This is a genomic window from Psychrobacter sp. NPDC078631 (genome assembly GCF_050268165.1).
In the GTDB taxonomy this organism is placed as follows: Bacteria; Pseudomonadota; Gammaproteobacteria; order Pseudomonadales; family Moraxellaceae; genus Psychrobacter.
Window position 1 is genome coordinate 940,154 of sequence record NZ_JBNNGG010000001.1, and the last position, 20,516, is coordinate 960,669.

The window sequence follows — 20,516 nt, forward strand, 5'->3', positions numbered from 1 at the left end:
TTTTTTTGTGCTTGTTCTATCTATAAGTCAAAAAAATCTAAAATGGGTACAAGGCAGTCGATTACAAATTGTACAAATAGTACCTCTAGGGAGAGTAACGCCGTTGCCTTTTACTAGTTCTCTGACTATATATCGAAAACTTACCGCTATTCCTATTACTAGCTAAAATATGAATTAATATCTCAAAAACGAATATGCTAATGCCAATTCACTAGGTGAGAGTATGCCTGTGATACCTCATAATGGCGGCATTCCTTATATCTTTTCTACCTTTTATAATAAACAATTAAATATATGGTGACATTATGAACACCTTCCCGCTATTTTTTAAATTAGAAGACCGTAAAGTGCTCATCGTGGGCGGCGGCGAAGTGGCACTGCGTAAAGCGGATTTACTCAGCCGTGCAGGTGCCTGTATCACTATACTTGCACCTGATATCAGCCATGAGCTACAAGCTTTGCTCACTGACAGCAAACATGAATTTATCTATGAGAATTATAATAAAACCTATATGTCAGGCGCACGGGTAATCATTGCCGCGACTGACGATGAAACACTTAACCACCAGATTCATGCAGATGCGACTGAGCTAAACATTCCAGTCAATGTGGTTGACACGCCGCACTTATGTGACTTTATCTTTCCAGCCATTATCGATCGCAATCCTATCGTGATTGGTATCTCATCAAATGGTAAAGCGCCAGTATTGGCACGTCTATTACGGGCACGTCTTGAGACGTTAATCCCGCAAGGCTATGGTAAATTGGCTAAGCTGGCAGGTGACTTCCGCAGCGAAGTAAAAGCCAAAATACCCACACTCACTGGGCGTCGTCAGTTTTGGGAACGTGCATTTGAAGGTCAGGTCAGCCAGCTCATGTTTGCTGGTAACGAAACGGAAGCTACCGCCCAGTTGCAAGCCGATTTAGACAGTACTGCCGCTGCTATTCATGATGAAACTCACTCTGATACCCCAGTAAATACAACGCCTACGCTATCAGATGATTCAGATAACAAAGCACCTCCTGTCGGTGAAGTCTATATCGTTGGTGCAGGCCCTGGTGATCCAGAGCTGTTGACCTTTAAAGCCTTGCGTCTAATGCAGCAAGCGGACGTGGTGTTTTATGATGCTTTAGTCTCACCGCAGGTCTTAGACTTATGCCGCCGTGATGCTGACAAAGTATTCGTCGGTAAAAAACGCAGCAACCATACGGTCGCACAGTTGGGTATCAATGAGCTACTCGTCAATCATGCCAAACAAGGCCGCCGTGTGGTGCGCTTAAAAGGTGGTGATCCGTTTATATTCGGACGTGGCGGCGAAGAGATCGAAAGCCTGCGGGCACAGAATGTGCCATATCAAGTCGTTCCAGGTATCACCGCTGCCAATGCCGCTGCTAGCTATGCAGGCATTCCTTTAACTCATCGTGATCATTCACAGTCAGTGCGTTTTGTGACGGGATTTTTGAAAGCTGGTGCACCCAACAGTAACTTTAAAAGCTTCTTAAATACTGATGAGACGGTCGTATTTTATATGGGTCTGCACTCGCTGGCACGTTTGACTGAAGGCTTGGTTGACGCTGGACGCAGTAGCGAGACGCCGATTGCTATCGTCTCTAATGCGAGTATGCCCAATCAGCAAGTATTGACAGGTACGCTTGCAACGATTGTTGCTAAACAAGAACAAGCACAATTGCCAACGCCTGCCCTTCTCATTATGGGCGACGTGGTCAGCTTGCATCATGATTTAGCTTGGTATAATTTGCAAAATCAGCAGCACAGTCAAAATAGCGATGACATCGCTAAAAATTGGTTGCGTGAAGGGTCAAGAGGTGAAGCAGTAAAACAACCAATAGACCAACAAGCTCATGCCCTATCGATGGTCGCAAATCTTGCGACGCAGCAAGGAGATGGTCTGGAGCAACTGATTATTGACTAGCGCTTACTGCTAACCTGTAAAAAGATGAGTCTTAAATAAAAAGAAAACCCTACCAGTATATTATTGGTAGGGTTTTCTTTTGGCAACAGCGCAAAACGCAACGATTCTTGCTAGAATGAAGACTTTCTACTGCTCATACTTATAGTCTACTTATGCCCATACCTGATGCTAGCTTGCCTTCCTCTTTAACCACGCAAATGAAACCTTTGACCATATTGCATACTTCAGACTGGCACTTGGGGCGACGTCTATATGGGCGTCTTCGCTATGAAGAATTTGAGTCATTCCTGCATTGGCTACAAGATACCATCAGCGCGCAAAAAGTAGACATATTGATCGTCGCTGGTGATATTTTCGATACCATGACCCCAAGCAATAAAGCCCAAGCGCTATATTATGAGTTTTTGGGTAAGGTCTCACGATCGTGCTGTCAGCATGTGGTTATTGTCGCAGGCAATCACGATTCACCGACATTTTTAGACGCACCAAGCAATGTGCTTAAGTTTTTGAACGTACATGTGATTGGCACTGCTTGTGATCACTTGGACGACGAAGTATTGGTCTTGGGTGATGACGACAACAACCCCCATTGTATTATTGCCGCTGTGCCCTATCTACGCGATCGGGATGTGCGTAGCAGTAGCGCTGGCGAATCTGCAGATAGCAAAGACGCCAATGTTATCGCTGGTATTTGCGAGCACTATGACAATGTTGCAGATATTACGAAGGCTAAGCAAGCCGACTTAATCGCGACGCATCAGCGATATATTCCTATCATCGCGACAGGACATCTATTCGCGTCTGGTGGCAGAACAACCGAGGATGATGGTGTACGCGAGCTATATGTCGGATCACTAGGTAAAATCTCCGCCGATATGTTCAATGATGGCTTTGATTATGTCGCACTTGGACATTTGCACGTGCCGCAGCGTGTTGGTGGTCGTGAGAGTATTCGCTACTCAGGTTCACCCATCGCCATGGGTTTTGGAGAGGCCAAACAGCAAAAGCAAGTATTACTGGTACAGTTTGGTGCCGCAGAACATTTTGATAACAAAATCTCAGGGCTAAATGTCGCACCTAATAATATTACTCCTCATGCCATCAATATAGCCGCTACTATTGAAGTCGCCCAAGTTAAAAAAACAGTAGATAAATTAGCAGAAAAAACCGCTAAAAAAATGTCTAGTCAGGAACTGCCTTTCATGGATGACTTGTTTGGCTTTGATGAGCCTTCAGATGATGAAGATGTGGCACAATCTACTGCCATAGAAAATACTCCTGTTCAGCCTGAGCAATATAAAAGCATTCGAGAAACTTCTACTGACGCCGTGACTAGCAATAAAATTCTACATCGCGATGACGCTAATCAGATGCAAGTAGTGTCCCTGCCCATCCCAAAGTTCCAACAATTGGCGCAAGTATCGGGTGACCTAACCACGATTGATCAAACCATTAGAGCGCTTACGCAATCGGACTCTATTTGGCTAGAGATTGTCTATACAGGCGATGAGATTGTCAGTGATTTGCGTGAGCAAGTGCAAGCAATGGTAGAAGGGTTGCCATGTGAAGTGCTTAAGATAAAAAACACTCGTACTTATAACAAAGTCCTCAATCAGCAGCAGACTTCCGAGAACTTGCAGGACTTAAATGAGATGGAAGTGTTTGAGCGCTGCTTAACGATAAATGATGTGGCTGATTCTCAAAGAGACTCATTGCGCGATGCCTATGGCCAGATACTTTATAACTTACGTCATGAAGACAAACAGGCGGAATGATATAAGTGACATATCATGACTACACTTCCTTATCTTCCTAAATTTTTCGCAGTTGCGGCTATTACTAATATTAAGACTTATCCATGCGCCTAATCGAACTCAGACTAAAAAACCTCAACTCCCTAAAAGGCGAATGGCATATTGATTTTGCTGATACCGCCTTTACCAATGAAGGCATCTTTGCTATCACTGGGCAAACAGGCGCTGGCAAGACCACCATATTGGATGCTATTTGCTTAGCGCTATATGGTGAGACGCCAAGGATTAATAGTATCAGTAAGAGCAGTAATGAGGTGATGACGCGGCAGACGGCAGAGTGTTTCGCTGAAGTAGTGATTGATTTGAATGGTGAGCAATATCGCTGCCGCTGGGGACAGCGCCGTGCTTACAATAAAGCAGACGGCAATCTGCAAGATGCGACTCATGAAATCGCTAAGATAAACGTTGATGACTCGTCAAAAGAGGATGAGCTGTTAGAGAGCACCTTAAAGCATACCAAAAACAAGATCATTGAACTGACTCGGATGGATTTTCAGCAGTTCACTCGCTCTATATTGCTGGCTCAGGGCAGTTTTTCAGCATTTCTAAAGGCAAAGGCTGATGAACGCGCAGATATTTTAGAAAAAATTACGGGCACTGATATTTACGCGACTATCTCCACACAGGTTCATGATAAGAAACGTACCGAGGAAGAAATTCTCAGCAAACTGCAATACGGTTTAGATGGCTTGATGCTCTTAAATACCGATGAAGAAAATCAGTTAAAAGCCGATTTACAGTCGTATCAAAGTGCCCAAAGTGAACAGCAGCAGACCATTCAAGACTTGGCCGAAAAGATAAAGTGGCTAGATAGCGTCACAGAATCAAAAGAAAAACTGAATGCTTATCAAAATGACTTGGTACAGGCTCAGCAGGCTCAGCAAGATTTCATTCCTGACGCTAGACGCTTAACCGCTGCCAATAAGGCGTTGGAGATTGATAGTCAGTTCAGCCAACTTGTCCATAGTCGCGATAACCTAAAACGCTTGCAAGAAGAACAGCAGCAGATCAGTAGCATCTTACCGCAAAAACAAAATGATTTAGAACAAGCGACCACACATCTAGAGACAGCGAAAACTCATACACAAGCTACTCACGAATCATTGCAATCTGCTCTACCCAATATTGCACAGGCGCGTAGACTAGATATAGACATTACGCAGAACACGCATATCTTAAAAGACATTGAGCAAAGACAGCAAGCTCTAACGAGCAGCACCCAACATTTAAGTAAAGAAATAGACAGTCATAAGCAGCAGGCTGCACAAAATAAAACCCAGCTCGCAAGTGTCGAAAGCTATCTTAATGACGCCCATGAATTAAACAATATCGATAGTGACATAGCGAATTTCAAAAGTCATTGCGGCCGACTAAAAGTAGTATTGCAAGAGAATACCGCCCTATCAGATGATAAAACAAGCCAGCAGCAACAGATCCACCAGTATCGCGCCAATCTTGACGTCTTAAATCAACAGAAAAAGACAAAAGACACCACCATGTTGTCTATACAGGATAAATTAGCCGCTTTACAACAAGAGCAAGCAGCATTAACCCAAGTGCAGTCATTGGCTGATATACGAGATGAGCAAGAGCAGATTGATGATATCAACCGTCAACTTGACCAAGTGAGCGTTAAGACAAAACAGCTTGATGAGCTTAGTGTACAAGTAGAGAAAATAGTTGCGACCTTGCCAGTAATGAGTAACGACCTCAAGAAGCTGGCAGGCTTAATCGCTGATAATGAATCGGCGCTCGGCGCTGCCAAAGAAAAGCGTCAAGACAAACAAACCCAGCTACATTTACTACAAAAAGTCGCCAAATTAGAAGACTATATCGCTGAACTAAAAGAGGGTCATCCTTGCCCGCTTTGCGGTGCGTTAGAGCATCCTTATAGTGAAGACCATCCGCACTTAGCGCAAGAAACGGAAGCAACGCAAACTCAGCGGAAAATAGCAGAGCTAGATACGACTATATCCAATTTAGAAGATAATTTATCTAAACATCGTATTACTCAGGCAACTGTACGGCAGCAGTTTGCGCAGCAGGAAGAGCAACAAGCCATATTGAACGACCAAATACAAAAGTTGAAGATAGATATCGACCAGTTGGTCAGTTCAGTACTAAATAAAGGCTACTCTCGATTTATTACTGAAACATTAAAACCGTTGATGCAGATTGAGACGCATGTAGATGCGCTGTCATTATTAGACAGTAGCAAAATCGAGCTAGGTAGGCGTAGAGAATCTCTTAAAAATACGTTAACTCAATATGAAACGCTTAGCGAGTCGCTCTCTACGATGCGTAATGACATCGAAGCATTAGACAAGGAGCAGCGTGAGCTGGTCAGCACTATTAACGAGATTGAGAGCAATAGTGAAAAAATAGCATGGGCTATAGAAAACTTAGACAAAAAATCTGCTGATAATTTTTCTGAATTGACTGTGCTCAAAACAGATATATTAGCCTTGTTGAATAAATATTCCGCTGACAAACATCAGTCAGACGCAAAAACGGCGATACGTTCTTCACTGCAATCATTACAACCGCTGATAACCAGTATTGAAAGTCAAACCATACTAAACAATGTGGACGCTCAGGCGCATATCAATACTCTGCGCCAATCTCACAGTGCCTTTTTAGAAATCAAGAAACAGTTCAACGACTGCAGAGAGAAACAACAAACCCTAAAAACATCACTCGGTCAACTAGAAATAAAAATCGAGACCAAGCAGTCTCAGCTCGACAAAGAAGAAAACGAACTTGTTGAAATTTCTCAACTCGCGGCTGAAAAATCGGAGTCGCTCACGCAATTAAAAACAAACAGAGATAACGTCTTAGCTGATAAAGATCCTGAAGCAGAAGAAAAGCGTTTGCGTGATGAGCTAGAGCAAGCTCAAATCAGCCAGACCTCTGCCCAAAGACAGCTAGACAATGCTGAGCAGATACTTAGTCAATTGCTTGATAAGCAGCGACACGTGACTAAGCAAGTGGCCATAGTACAGAGAACACTCAATACTCAAGAGGATAGCTTTAAGTTAATACTTGCTACTTCTGATTTCGCTGATGAAATAGATTTTACCAATGCGCGCCTGCCAATTGATGAACGCAACACACTTAAACAGCAGCAACAGCATATAGATTATGCGCTAAAACAAGCGCAGTCTTTATTGGAAGAAACCAAAAAAGCACTTGCAGATAAACAAGCCAATCCGCTGACAGTAGACGATAGAGAAACGCTTGCCCAACAGCAATCACAAGCCCAAGATGAGTTTAACAAACGAATTGAGTCAATCGGTGCAATTAGTCAGCGTCTAAAGGACAATGAAGATAAGAAAACCACCCAACAGGCACAGCTTGATGCTATCACTGCTCAAAAGGACAAACTGCAAGTTTGGCAACAATTGCATAAATTGATTGGCTCATCTGATGGCAAAAAGTTCCGTACCTTTGCCCAAGGGCTAACCTTTGACATTATGATTAGCCATGCTAATACGCAGCTGCAAAAGATGAGCAATCGCTACCTATTGGTTCGTGATGATGGCAACCCCCTTGAGCTCAACGTCATGGATGACTATCAAGGTGGTGAGGTTCGTAGTACCAAAAATCTCTCAGGCGGTGAAGGGTTTATTATCAGTCTTGCTTTGGCATTGGGACTATCACAAATGGCCAGTCAAAACATACGTGTGGACTCGCTATTTTTGGATGAAGGGTTTGGCACATTGGATGAGGAATCTTTAGACATTGCGCTTGATACGCTGACCAATCTACAGCAAGAAGGTAAATTAATCGGGGTGATATCCCATGTTCAGGCGCTAAAAGATCGCATTTTAACCCAAATTAAAGTCGAAAAGCTCTCGGGTGGATTTAGCCGAATTAGTGGTCAAGGGTGTCATAAAGTCGTCAGTGAAAAAGCATCATAAGTTAGGTTAATCACTTTACTACTTAATACTTTTAATTAAACCATTTCTCTTAGACAATAAAAAACCACCGAACATTAAGGACGGTGGTTTTTTTGTGCGACAGTTTGGGAGTGATATTACTTCATTACTTGGTAACTAAACCACTAAGCTCACTCATCAATACGGACAACGTTGACAGACCGATTTGACCTTCTTCATCGTTGCTATGCAGCTCATCTAACTTATTCATCTCTGTAGTGACTGCTGCAAGCTGATCGACGTGTCTTGCTCTCCATTCACTAAATGCTTGCTTAGCATCTGGTTTTGAGAGTACCGCATCCATCAATAAGCGCAAGCTGCGTGACAACTCGTTCACTAACGCATGACGTGCACGGCGATCCCAATAGTCTTGTTGTGGTAGGCTGGCAATATTTTCCATCATCCAGTCTAATTGCAATACTTGATAAGCTTCAAAGTATAGAGTTGCAATCTCATCGACAGGACGTTCGTATTGCTCAGCAAGCAATGCAGCATCAAGCGCATCGACATGATACGGTAGCATCGCAAATAGCGTAGCATCATTATCAGACAGCTCTTTTTGCATCAAGCGCTTGGTATCTTCTTGCAGATACTGTGCAAATTGCTGCTCGATAAATCCACTTGGCTTGGTCAGTTTTTCCACACTTTCACTAAAGCGGCTAATCATATCAGCGACTTGTAAGTTTTGACCAAATGCATTAATAAACCAAACCACACCGCGCTCAAGTGAATCACGTAGACGTAGCTCAAGGTTCAGCAGTAACGTCGCCTCAACTTGATTGTCTAGAGCTTCAAGGGCTTTCCAAGCGCGCGATACATTGAATACATCACGGCTAATCGCATAACCACGTACGATAGTGGCTAGTGATTGATCGGTTTCCTCAAAGAGACGGAATAGCGCTTCAATACCTAAGCGGTTGACCACACTGTTAGTCAAGTAAGTACTGATAATCTCGCGATGCAAACGGTGCTCAGTCATCTCATCGAAGAAGCGTGACGCAAGTTCATCTGGGAAGTACTTACGTAGCTCATTGATAAAGTACGGATCATCTGGTAAATCAGATAGTAGCAGATTGTCATAAACCCACATCTTGCCATAGGCCAAGACCACTGCCAGTTCAGGATTGGTCAGACCAGTATCCGCTTTTTGACGCTTCGCAATCTCTTCATCTGATGGTAGATACTCAATCGCACGATCCAGACGCCCTTCACTCTCTAGCATCTGAATAAAGCGCTGATGATCACTCAGATTGGCTGCTGCGCGGATATGGCTCAGCTCAATCGCTTGTGGTTGCAAGTAGTTTTGACGCAGTACCAGTTCTGCTACGGTGTCAGTCATACTCTCAAGCAGCTCATTACGTTGCTTCAGTGTCATGTCGCCTTGCTCGACCACTTTGCCAAGTAGGATTTTGATATTGACTTCATGATCCGAGCAGTTAACACCGCCTGAGTTATCGATTGCATCTGTATAGATACGTCCGCCCGTTTGAGCGTACTCGATACGACCTTGTTGGGTTAGACCTAAGTTACCACCTTCACCAACAACGGCTGCACGTAGCTCATTACCATCGATACGCAGCGAATCATTTGCACGGTCGCCCACGTCAGCGTGCGTTTCGTTTGCACTCTTGACATAAGTCCCGATACCGCCATTCCAGATAAGGTCGACAGGTGCACGTAACAACGCACTGATCAAATCATTCGGTGCAAGGCTGTCTTCACTGATATCGAAGAGCGATTTCATCTCAGGGCTGATAGCGATGGTTTTGTCTTGGCGCGAGAAGATACCACCACCTTGACTGATCAATGATGCTTCATAATCTGCCCATGATGAGCGTGGTAACTCAAATAAGCGTGCACGCTCAGCGTATGAAGCGGCAGTATCTGGATTAGGATCAATAAAGATATGCAAATGGTTAAAGGCAGCAACTAGCTTAGTATGCGTTGATAGCAACATACCATTACCGAATACATCCCCACTCATGTCACCAATACCAACAACGGTGAAGTCATCACGATTTTGAATGTCCATACCGCGCATACGGAAGTGACGTTTGACCGACTCCCAACCCCCGCGAGCGGTGATACCCATTGCTTTATGGTCATAACCTACTGAGCCACCTGATGCAAAGGCATCATCTAGCCAGAAGTTGTACTCTGCTGCTAGCGCGTTGGCTATATCAGAGAAAGTAGCTGTGCCTTTGTCTGCCGCAACAACTAAGTACGGGTCGTCTTCATCATGGCGTACCGTGTTGGCTGGCGGGACGATGTTGCCATCTACAATATTGTCTGTGACATCAAGCATGCCGCGTAAGAATGTCTGATAACAAGCGATACCTTCTGCTTGGAACGCCTCACGACCATCAGCCATGCTCTTGGTTTTTACAATAAATCCGCCTTTAGAGCCCACAGGGACGATTACTGCGTTTTTGACCATCTGTGCTTTGACAAGGCCAAGTACTTCGGTACGGAAATCTTCCATACGATCTGACCAGCGCAGACCACCGCGAGCGACTTTTCCGCCACGTAAATGTACAGCTTCGACGCGCGGTGAATACACAAATATCTCAAACATTGGCTTTGGTTTAGGCAAGTTTGGAATGTCTGCTGCCAAAAACTTAAATGACAGACGATCTTTGCGCTGACCATCGCTATCAACTTGATAGAAGTTAGTACGCACCATTGCATTGATCAAATCTAAGTACCAGCGCAAGATACGATCTTCGTCTAGGCTATCGACATCTGCTAGCGCAGCTGTGATTTGCTCTTGGATAGTAGCAGCCTTTTCTTGACGCGTATCGAGGCTATACTTAGGATTCATACGTGCGTCGAACAAACTACCTAACGCCACGCTGATATCGCTGTTTTTGACCACAGTTTGCTGAATATAAGCACTCGAGAATGGCGCACGTGCTTGCAGCATATAGCGAGACAATGCACGCAATACGACGACATCATAAGTATCGAGTTTGGTCGTTAGTACCAATTCATTAAATGAATCGCTCTCCACTCGGCCTGCCCAGATTTGTTTTAGGCTGTCTTCGAACTGACCACGCACGACTTGCATATTGACCGTATCGACATGCTCAAGGGTCAGTTCATACTCTTGCATCCAGATAGGCTGCTCTGGCAAGTCAAACTCATAAGTCTGTGCTGAGATAACTGACACACCAAAGTTTTCAAGTATTGGTAGCACTTTTGACAAGATAACGGGCTGTTCGCGACCGTATAGCTTTAGGTGAAGCTGGTTACGTGCATCGCCTGTTGACTGGTATAAATGCCAAAGCATCGGTTGCTCTGCGGTCAGTCCTGCCAAACGCTTCGTGTCTTCGACTGCAGTACGAGCATCAAAACGCTCTTGGTAGGCAGCAGGAATATAGTTTAAGAAGCGACGATTTAAAGCGTTGGCTTGTTGCTCACCCACATTGTCGAGGAGCATTTTTTGATAATTATCATCCCATGATTGCATGAGTGCTGATAATTTGGCTTCAAGTGTGGCGATATTGACGTCATTTACTTGACCAGGCACGGTACGTACGTGGACGTGCACACGAGCATGCGCAGATTCATTAAATTCAGTGGTAAACCCTGAAGACATACCGTTATAGGCGTCTTTTAGGACATTTTGTACTTTAATGCGTAGCTCGGTGTTGAACTTATCACGTGGGATATAAACCAAGCACGAGACAAAACGCTGATAATGGTCAATACGGCTAAATAGACGTAAGCTCTTCTTGTCTTGTAGTTGAGTAATGCCCGAAACAATTGGATATAGCTCTTCGACGCTGGCTTGGAACAAATCATCACGTGGCAAGGTATTAATCACATGCATCATCTTGTGATGAGCATGACCGTCACGTGGCAAGTCTGCCATCGCCATAATTTTATTGGCTTTTTCGCGCAATAGCGGTATTTGCTGTACAGTCAGTTGATAGGCTTGTGACGTAAGCAAACCGATAAAGCGGTATTCACCAATTAGGTTGCCGTTATCATCGAACTTATGAATGCCCAAAAAGTCCATATATACTGAGCGATGGATCGGTGATACACGGCTTGATTTAGACAGCATTAATACGCGTGGTTCAGTCAATAATTGCTTTAACCCTTTAGGTAGTTGGCTAAAGCTTTCTGATAGCTTGTCTTTCTCAGAACCACGTAGTAGACCAAGTCCACTGTTACCGATTGCGAATAAATCCAAATCGGTCGGCTCAGAAGTCACTTCGATAGACTGACCACCTTCTAAGCGGTATTCACGATATCCTAAGAATATAAAGTGATCGTCTAAGATCCAATCTAAAAATGCTTGGATTTCTTGTTGTGAGTAGAATACTTCTGGTAGCGGCTTAGTCGAAAGCTCAGTTTTGATATCGTTCAACTGCGCACGCATCTGTTTCCAGTCGCCAACGACCGTATCAAGCGTGTCAATTTTTGACATCAGCATCTGTTGAAGTGCTTCCAAGTCTTCGTTGTCTTGGTAAGCAATTTCACAATGAATCAATGACATATGTGAGGTGGCACTTTCATGTGCGCCTTCGATATGGGTAATATCACCATTGTCATCACGCTCAACACTGATAATGATATTGTAAGTACGATGAACATCGATACCTTCAGCTTCTAGGCTCATCAAAATCGTATCAACTAAGAACGGTCTATCATAAGCTGCGATTTGAATGACAGTGTGCGAGCTGTGAAAATGCTGCTCTTCTGCTGCTGGGTTTAGTACTGTCAGCTGCGGCTTGCTGCCGTCGTAAGCTTTGAGTAGTGTAAAGTGATGTAGCGCCATGCCCGCCAAGTCAGCATTACTAATCGCCTCTGCAGTTTCTTGATGCAGCGGCTGATAATAGCTATGAATAAAATGATCAAATAGCGATTTGTCTTTTTGTACATAACTGGTAGCAATATCGCTTATCTGGCTAATGCGCTCTTTTGCGATACTGAGGGAGTTTGGCATTTCCTGCGTCCTTTTTTTATAGATTTGGTTTAACATTTATTTATTTAAGTTTATCGATTTAGATTGACTACTGTTACTGCATATTCATCATTGGTGCAACGGTGCAGTATTTCCATTCACGCGACTTATTTTATTTTTATAACAGTTAGAAATTTTCTCCTTTTTTGCTCTTATTTTTTATTAATATGTAGCCATCAGAATTTAATACTACCAATATAGTGAAGTGTAACGCACATAAGGCGCGAGCTAAAGTGTACAACATCATTTCATGAATCAGCGATGTGTCGATAACCTTTACTAATGAGACAATGCGGTTTTGAACATCGATATTGATGATTCGGTGCTGGCAGGCGGATACTCATAGTAATTGACGGCGTTTTTTTGTTAGAATATGCCAACATATTTAAGAGCGTACGACTCGCTCACTATTAACTTTAATGCTAAGGGCAAAAGGTATGATGAATATTTTGGTGGTTGGCTCAGGTGGTCGCGAACACGCATTGGCATGGCAATGTGCAAAAGATGACAATGTAAAAAATGTCTACATCGCTCCTGGTAATGCTGGCACCGCCCTTGAGCCTAAATGCCAAAACGTTACGCTAGAGTCTACCGACGCTGACGCAGGCGAGCATAGTGCTGTTATCGCGTTTTGTCAAAATAATGATATCGACATGGTAATTGTTGGTCCAGAAGCGCCTTTGGTCACGGGTATTGTTGATGCTTGTCGTGAAGCAGGTATCAAAGCATGGGGCCCAACAGCATACTGTGCACAGTTAGAAGGCTCAAAAACTTTTGCTAAAGAGTTCATGGAGCAAAACAATATCCCAACCGCTGCTTATCAAGGTTTTACAGACGCAGTCGCTGCAAAAGCCTATGTCGATGAGCAAGGCGCGCCTATCGTTATTAAAGCAGATGGTCTTGCTGCAGGTAAAGGCGTTATCGTTGCTGAAACGATCGAACAAGCACATGAAGCTATCGACGATATGTTAGCGGACAATAAGTTTGGTGATGCTGGCAGCCGCGTGGTTATTGAGCAGTTTTTACAGGGTGAAGAAGCCAGCTTTATTTGCATGATTGATGGTGACAACATCCTACCAATGGCAACCAGCCAAGATCACAAACGTGCTTTTGAAGGTGATACCGGTCCAAACACTGGCGGTATGGGTGCCTACTCTCCTGCTCCAGTTGTTACCAGCGATGTTCATAACAAAGTCATGCAGCAAGTGATTCAACCAGTAGTCGATGCCATGAAAAACGCAGGCCATCCTTATACTGGATTCTTATACGCTGGTCTTATGATTGATAAAGCAGGCGACCCGTATGTCATCGAATTTAACTGCCGTTTTGGTGATCCAGAAACGCAGCCTATCTTGATGCGTTTGCAGTCATCAATGGTCGATTTGGTCGCACAAGGTTTGGCAGGTCAATTGCCTAGTGAAGCAAAATGGGATGCGCGCCCTGCTCTAGGTATCGTTGTCGCATCAAAAGGCTACCCTGAAACTTCATCTAAAGGTGATGTGATTGCTGGCCTGCCAGAACTAGATCCTAATAATGACGAAACTGTTAAAGTTTTCCATGCGGGCACGGCATTTTCTAACGATAATGATAAAGAAGTCGTTACAAACGGCGGGCGCGTCTTATGTGTGACTGCGCTAGCAGATAGCATTTCTGATGCTCAGCAAGCAGCTTTAGCAGTCACTGCTGCTATTAGCTTCGATGGTGCGCAGTATCGCCGTGATATTGGTCACCATGCCATCACTCGCGAAAATGCTTAACAGCTAAGGCGTACTAAAAACATATTGAGTAACGTCTTGGGCAATATTTTAGATAATGCGAAAGTTTCGCTCAATATGTTTGATTAATAGTATTTTTGTCTTTTATAGCTCTACATCACTATTTGACCTAGTATCATGCTAGGTCTTATTTTTTAGTATCTTTTTGATACTTAGCTATTGGTTATAAATAGATTTTTCTAAGTTTTCATAACAAGTGAACTTGCTAAAGAATGCTAACTATTTATTAATCATATTCAAACTAGTAAGCACCTATTTATTAATAGTTACCGCTAGATATTAGCTTACAAAGTAACCATCAATGGCCAGCTCAGGCTCATAAAACCAACGCGCTTTATATGATACAATTTTGTACCTGTGCATCACGTCTCCCTTGTATTGTCGGTTTCGAACCCGCAAATCAATACCAATTGGATGAATGATTATACTTATGGCAAATGATACGTCTAAACCTTTTAGCAACAAGCAGTCAATCGATAGCCTAAAAACCTCAGGGTTTGATCGCCGTATGTCGATTGCAAAAACTTCTTTGAATATTGGTCGTCGTTGGGCGGGTAATAGCGTGTCTGGTATGTTCTTAAATAAAGAAGCACGTACCGCACGCAATCAGGCGTTTATGGAAACTCAGGCAAATTATCTGGCATCAGAGCTGGGTAAATTGAAAGGTTCGGTCGTCAAGATTGGTCAAATGCTAGCGATTTATGGTGAGCATATACTGCCGCCAGAAATCACGCGTGCTTTGCAAACCCTTAATGATGATACGGCAACATTGACTTGGCCGACGATTGAGCAAACATTACGCCAGTTACTGGGCAACAAACTAAACGAGCTAGACATTGATCCTGTTCCCATCGGAACTGCTTCTCTTGCTCAAGTTCACCGTGCGACCGTACTCGCCACTGGCGAACAAGTTGTGTTAAAAATTCAGTATCCAGGTGTGGCAGATGCTATCAACTCTGATCTTGCCTTGTTCAAACGATTGTTAAAAGTAAGTAATATCGTCCCTCAAACACGGGCACTAGATGCTTGGTTTGAGGAAATACGTGACCTACTCCATCACGAAGTTGATTACGAAGCAGAAGCGGCTACGACAGAACGTTTTTATGAGCGTTTAATCGATGATCCGCGCTATATCGTACCTAAGATTAATCGTACTTATTCTAAAAAACGCCTGCTATGTATGTCATACGAGCCAGGTATCACTGTGGTTTCAGAAGCACTACAATTATTATCTCATGAACGCCGGAATGCCATTGGTCAAGCAGCCATAGAAATCATGATGCAAGAGATTTTTGTATGGGGTGAAATGCAGACAGATCCCAACTTTGGTAATTATTTAGTGCGTGTCAGCGAAAATGAAAAAGATATCGATAGATTAGTTTTGCTAGATTTTGGAGCGATTCGTCAGTTTGATGGTAACTTATTAACGATTGCCCGTGGTTTACTACGCGCAGGATATCGCCATGATCAGCAAGCAATGAGCCTTGCTATGAAAGGATATGACTTTTTCGATAGCATGAGTAATAAAGTTCGTTCAGATATTGCCTCATTATTTTTACTGGCGACAGAGCCTTTTAGTGACCCTGAGAAAAACGCTAATATCCCTAGCGAATGTTTGGATGAACAGAATCGTTATATTTGGGCCAACAGTAAACTACATTCACGCCTATCCACTACGGCTACACGCGCAATGCAGTCTTTCGAATTTAATCTGCCACCAAAAGAATTTATGTTTATTAGCCGCAAGTTTATCGGTGCATATACCTTTTTAACTGTTCTAGATGCGCATACCAACTCTAACAGCCTCGTAAAACCTTATTTATAAACCGTGCAAATTTTGAGCCGTCCTTTAGCGACGGCTTTTTATTGTTTTAATTTTATTTGCTTAGGCTATTTTGTATTTAATCCTACTACATTTATTGTATATCATTGATATAAGCTTTATATTTTCACTTAGGCTATTATTTTTCGTTCATAGCATTTACCTGCCAATCGTCAAATCTTGTCTTATACCACTTCGGCTTACGAATACTTAGCTCCCAACACACCTCTTGTCGGGCAAGGTATTTCACTTCGAAATGAGTTCGCTGACTAGTCGCTGGTACTCGAGAACGTGTTGATGGTAGACACCACACTTTGGTTGCTTGGTGTTCTGCATTGTCCATATAGGATTCGATATTAGTCACTAATATCACTTCTCCGCCTACTTGCAAACGTGATAAGAGAAACTCAAAAAAAGGCATATTCAGCCATTGCTGATTTGGATTGTGCTGTTCAGGATTGGGATAAAGAATGAAGATTTTAGCCAAGCTATTCGGTTTAATGGCATGCACTGTCCATGCAATCGCATCCGCATGAATCGCATCTAGGTTTGATAGATTTTGTAAAGTGGCTAATTTTGAGAATGCTTCAAATTTATTACGCGTGCGTTCAATGGCTATCAGATGCTTATCAGGATTTTGTGCGGCAAAGCTAAGTGCATGCTTACCCTTCCCTGCCCCAATCTCTAGCATCAACGGTTTTTCATTTTTATTGTCATTGATGATAGTTGGAATAATAAAGTCACGCGGTGCTGACAGTTTTTGTGGTTGAAAGGCACGCTCTTGCTGATGCGTGAGATCAATATTGTCGGTCATCTACTATCCTTAAAGCATTTGTCTTTTGTCATTATTCGGCCCCATGCTATTATATAGTCAATCCAATTGAATAGTAATACAGCGATAGCAAGTACGCCTCGTTTCATCGTAATTTAAATGACGAATGCGTTTTATACTTATGTCGTATGCAACCGATAATAACAATATTTAGGACATTGCTCTTTTCTTATGACTGACTCTACTGCAAATACGCCCCCAAAGACCTATCCTTGTCCACGTTGCGGCACTCAGACGGCCTGGCAAGACAATAAATACAAGCCGTTTTGTAGCAGTCGCTGCAAGCTGATCGACTTAGGTGCTTGGGCAAACGAAGACTACACCTTACCTGCAGAAACCACGCCTTTCTCTGACGAGCTATAACCCACACTTTTACTCAATTATTATACCAAGGATGCTTTACATGTCTGCTACTTACCTGATGCCCACTTATAATCGTCAACCAATCAGCTTTACGCGCGGTGCAGGCAGTTGGCTCTATACCAAAGATGACACGCCTTACTTAGATGCCTTAACTGGTATCGCGGTATGCGGCTTAGGACACTGTCATCCACAAGTCACTGACGCGATTCAGCAGCAAGCAGGTACGTTAATTCATACAAGCAACTTGTTTGGCATTGATTGGCAAGAGCGTGCTGGAGAGATACTATGTACCGCCGCCCAAATGGACAGTGTGTTTTTTGCCAATAGCGGCGCCGAAGCCAATGAAGCTGCATTAAAACTGGCACGTTTATACGCCTACAAACAAGGTTTTAAACGTCCAAAAGTTATCGTAATGGAGCAATCGTTCCATGGTCGTACGTTATTATCTTTGTCAGCTACTGCAAATCCAAAAGCGCGAGAAGGGTTTTATACACTAGATGAAGACTTTATTCGTGTGCCATTTGGCGATATCGCTGCTGTCAAACAAGCTGCTCAAGAACATGATGATATCTGCGCTATCTTTGTAGAGCCGATCCAAGGCGAAGGTGGTCTGAATACTGCAGCCAATGGCTTCACTTATCTTGAAGAGCTGCAAGCGGAATGTGACGCTCATAACTGGCTATTTATGCTGGATGAAGTGCAAACAGGTAATGGCCGTACGGGTAGATATTTTGCTTATCAACATAGCAATGCTCGCCCTGATGTGTTGACGACAGCCAAAGGCCTAGGTAATGGTTTCCCAGTCGGTGCGTGCATGGTACGTGGCCGTGCCAATGGTCTGTTTGGTGCTGGTAGTCATGGCTCTACTTATGGTGGCACGCCATTGGCTAGCCGTGTGGTACATAGCGTGTATGACGTATTAGCAAATAGTAATATCATGGAAAACGCCGTGACTGAGGGTTTATTCATTAGAGAAAGTATCGTTGATACATTTGGCCAACATGGTATTAGCAGTCGCGGTGCAGGTATGATGATTGGTATCGCGCTACCTGAAGACATGGATTGTAGCCAACTGGTGGATCGTGCCCGTGATGAGCAAAAGCTGATCATCAATGTGACGGGTGGTCATGTTGTACGTTTGCTACCACCACTTAACATGAGCCGTGATGAAAGCACACAAGTCGCTGAGCGTTTAATCAATCTGTTAAAGCCATCATTTTAAAATATGCCTCAACGTTAATAACAGACAACAAAAAAGCCTATAGATGATTCATTATCTATAGGCTTTTTGCTAACTGCTTATTGCTAACTAAAAACGTTTCGTGCGTAGTGAGAACAACACTTAATTTGCATGGAAGTATTTTTTCAGTACTTCTAGGCAACGAGTAATTTTAGCTGGCTGCTGGTCGCGATTTAAAGTGACCGCATATAGCACAAAGCTTGGTAATTGATAGCCAGTCAACACCTCTACCAGCTCACCACTCTCAAGCTCTTTTTTGACGTCCATTTCTAACATTCTAACCAAACCATGACCTTCTTTTGCCAACGTCGTCGCCATAAACACGTTATTGGTATAGATACGTGAGTTCATTTTGACACGCGTTTTTTTGCCAGTTTCAGTCTGAATCATATCGATCTGATTGGCATCTTTCATGATTTCAATACAGATTAATTGATGCTCAGCCAAGTCTTTAGGCGTATTTAGCTTACTGTGCTGACGCAAATACTGGGGTGAGGCAACCAATAGTTGGCGTACATCAGTCAATGGATGACTGCTCAGACTAGAATCATTAATCGATGGGCTCATGCGAATGGCAATATCAATACGCTCATCAATCATATCAATATAATGATTGTCAGCTAGATAAGTGACACTTAAATCATCATGTGCCGCCATCCAAGTAGAGAGTGCTGGCAGTATATGATTAACACCAAGCTCAGGCGTGGTCGATACACGCAAACTACCTGCTAGCTCATCACGCAATTGATTAACTTTAATACGCCCTTGCTCTGCTGCACTGACGACATCCTTTGCCGCTTCATAAAAGCTCTCACCAGCTTCTGTTAAGCTTAGCTTACGAGTTGAGCGATGTAGCAATACCACACCAAGCTCGTTCTCTAACGAACGAATTTGCTGACTGACTGCACTGGTTGTAATACCTAGCTCACGTGCTGAGCCACTAAAAGAGCCATGTCCGACCACACTGGCGAACACAGCCATACCGCGTAAATTATCCAACATATTCTCACCTAAACGTCATTTCAGTTTTTAATATAACTTAACCATTATAACGACTTTACATTCATCTTATCGTTATCAAATGGTTCTCTCTTGTTTGATAAATATATTTTGACCCGTAATAAAAACAAAAATATCAAGGTGATATATTGCTATCACCTTGATATTTAATATAAAACTACGTTCAATATATAAATATACTTTTAGATATTTGGAGCAAACACTGCTCTAAAATCTCAATACAGCTGTACTTTACCCATTTTCCCCTCACCACGTTCAGTTAAATACTGCATTACTGGTGTTTTTAGTAATTTTGTTTCAGCAACGGTTTTCGCTTGCTCTAAACGTTTTTTCTGTCGGCGCTCTGGGGTTTTATCTTCGGTCTGCATGATACTACTATCAATTTTCAAGTCAATGTCAGCTTGCGTAAATTGCTGTTGTAGCTTAACTGCCAATTGCTGAAAAGTGACCTGCAAATGCTTACTATCAACACTGGTCAAAAACGTGGCTTTGCCATTGCATTGACCAGTCATTGTACCTTGTCGTGCTAGTGCTAGCTCATCTTGTGCCAATACCTCGCCTTCACGAGCCGTCTGTAACCAGTAGTCCCACTTTTCTGGGTTCCACTCGCCTGTCAGTTCTTGAGGTGGACAACGCAGTAATGTGCGTGGGTCTTCATCAGAGTGTGCTGTTAACTGAGAATCATTTGCGCCAGGCTCAACAACTGGTTCAGGCTCAACAACTGGTTCAGGCTCAACAACTGGTTCAGGCTCAACAACTGGTTCAGGCTCAACAACTGGTTCAGGCTCAACAACTGGTTCAGGCTC

10 protein-coding genes and 1 pseudogene are annotated in these 20,516 nt (G+C 43.2%); 7 read left to right on the forward strand and 4 right to left on the reverse strand.

Annotation, left to right across the window (positions count from 1 at the left end):
- Positions 1–305: 305 nt before the first annotated feature.
- From cysG to ACQKCP_RS03750, 3 genes are all read left to right on the forward strand, one after another.
- Positions 306–1,934, forward strand: a complete 1,629-nt coding sequence (cysG, locus tag ACQKCP_RS03740) for a siroheme synthase CysG (protein WP_347163737.1) — start codon at positions 306–308, stop codon at positions 1,932–1,934.
- 152 nt (positions 1,935–2,086) lie between these two features.
- Positions 2,087–3,709 carry an exonuclease SbcCD subunit D C-terminal domain-containing protein gene (locus ACQKCP_RS03745; protein ID WP_427611344.1) on the forward strand — a complete coding sequence of 541 codons (1,623 nt, stop codon included), beginning with the start codon at positions 2,087–2,089 and terminating at the stop codon, positions 3,707–3,709.
- Between the two features lie 83 nt (positions 3,710–3,792).
- Positions 3,793–7,668 carry an AAA family ATPase gene (locus ACQKCP_RS03750; protein ID WP_427611345.1) on the forward strand — a complete coding sequence of 1,292 codons (3,876 nt, stop codon included), beginning with the start codon at positions 3,793–3,795 and terminating at the stop codon, positions 7,666–7,668.
- Positions 7,669–7,792: 124 nt separating this feature from the next.
- On the opposite strand, the gene ACQKCP_RS03755 is transcribed toward ACQKCP_RS03750, so the two are convergent.
- Complete coding sequence (locus tag ACQKCP_RS03755; protein ID WP_427611346.1) at positions 7,793–12,640, reverse strand: NAD-glutamate dehydrogenase; 4,848 nt, start codon at positions 12,638–12,640, stop codon at positions 7,793–7,795.
- 458 nt (positions 12,641–13,098) lie between these two features.
- Here ACQKCP_RS03755 and purD point away from each other — a divergent pair, with 458 nt between their 5' ends.
- Positions 13,099–14,415, forward strand: coding sequence for a phosphoribosylamine--glycine ligase (gene purD / locus ACQKCP_RS03760; protein WP_427611666.1), 1,317 nt, complete (start codon positions 13,099–13,101; stop codon positions 14,413–14,415).
- Positions 14,416–14,863: 448 nt separating this feature from the next.
- Entirely contained in the window at positions 14,864–16,258 is a 1,395-nt protein-coding gene (locus ACQKCP_RS03765) for an ABC1 kinase family protein (RefSeq protein WP_427611347.1), read from the forward strand.
- A gap of 136 nt (positions 16,259–16,394) precedes the next feature.
- Here the strand turns inward: ACQKCP_RS03765 and ACQKCP_RS03770 are convergent, their stop codons facing one another.
- Complete coding sequence (locus ACQKCP_RS03770; RefSeq protein ID WP_427611348.1) at positions 16,395–17,069, reverse strand: SAM-dependent methyltransferase; 675 nt, start codon at positions 17,067–17,069, stop codon at positions 16,395–16,397.
- A 189-nt stretch (positions 17,070–17,258) separates the two neighbouring features.
- Between ACQKCP_RS03770 and ACQKCP_RS03775 the strand changes: the two genes are divergently transcribed.
- Complete coding sequence (locus ACQKCP_RS03775) at positions 17,259–17,450, forward strand: DNA gyrase inhibitor YacG (RefSeq protein WP_057760289.1); 192 nt, start codon at positions 17,259–17,261, stop codon at positions 17,448–17,450.
- 40 nt (positions 17,451–17,490) lie between these two features.
- Positions 17,491–18,672: an aspartate aminotransferase family protein gene (locus ACQKCP_RS03780; RefSeq protein WP_427611349.1), complete on the forward strand. Its 1,182-nt coding sequence runs from the start codon at positions 17,491–17,493 to the stop codon at positions 18,670–18,672.
- Positions 18,673–18,792: 120 nt separating this feature from the next.
- Here the strand turns inward: ACQKCP_RS03780 and ACQKCP_RS03785 are convergent, their stop codons facing one another.
- Positions 18,793–19,692, reverse strand: a complete 900-nt coding sequence (locus ACQKCP_RS03785) for a LysR family transcriptional regulator (protein ID WP_057760292.1) — start codon at positions 19,690–19,692, stop codon at positions 18,793–18,795.
- 233 nt (positions 19,693–19,925) lie between these two features.
- Positions 19,926–20,516 (reverse strand): annotated as a pseudogene (locus ACQKCP_RS03790) (DNA polymerase III subunit gamma/tau); the annotation flags it as partial.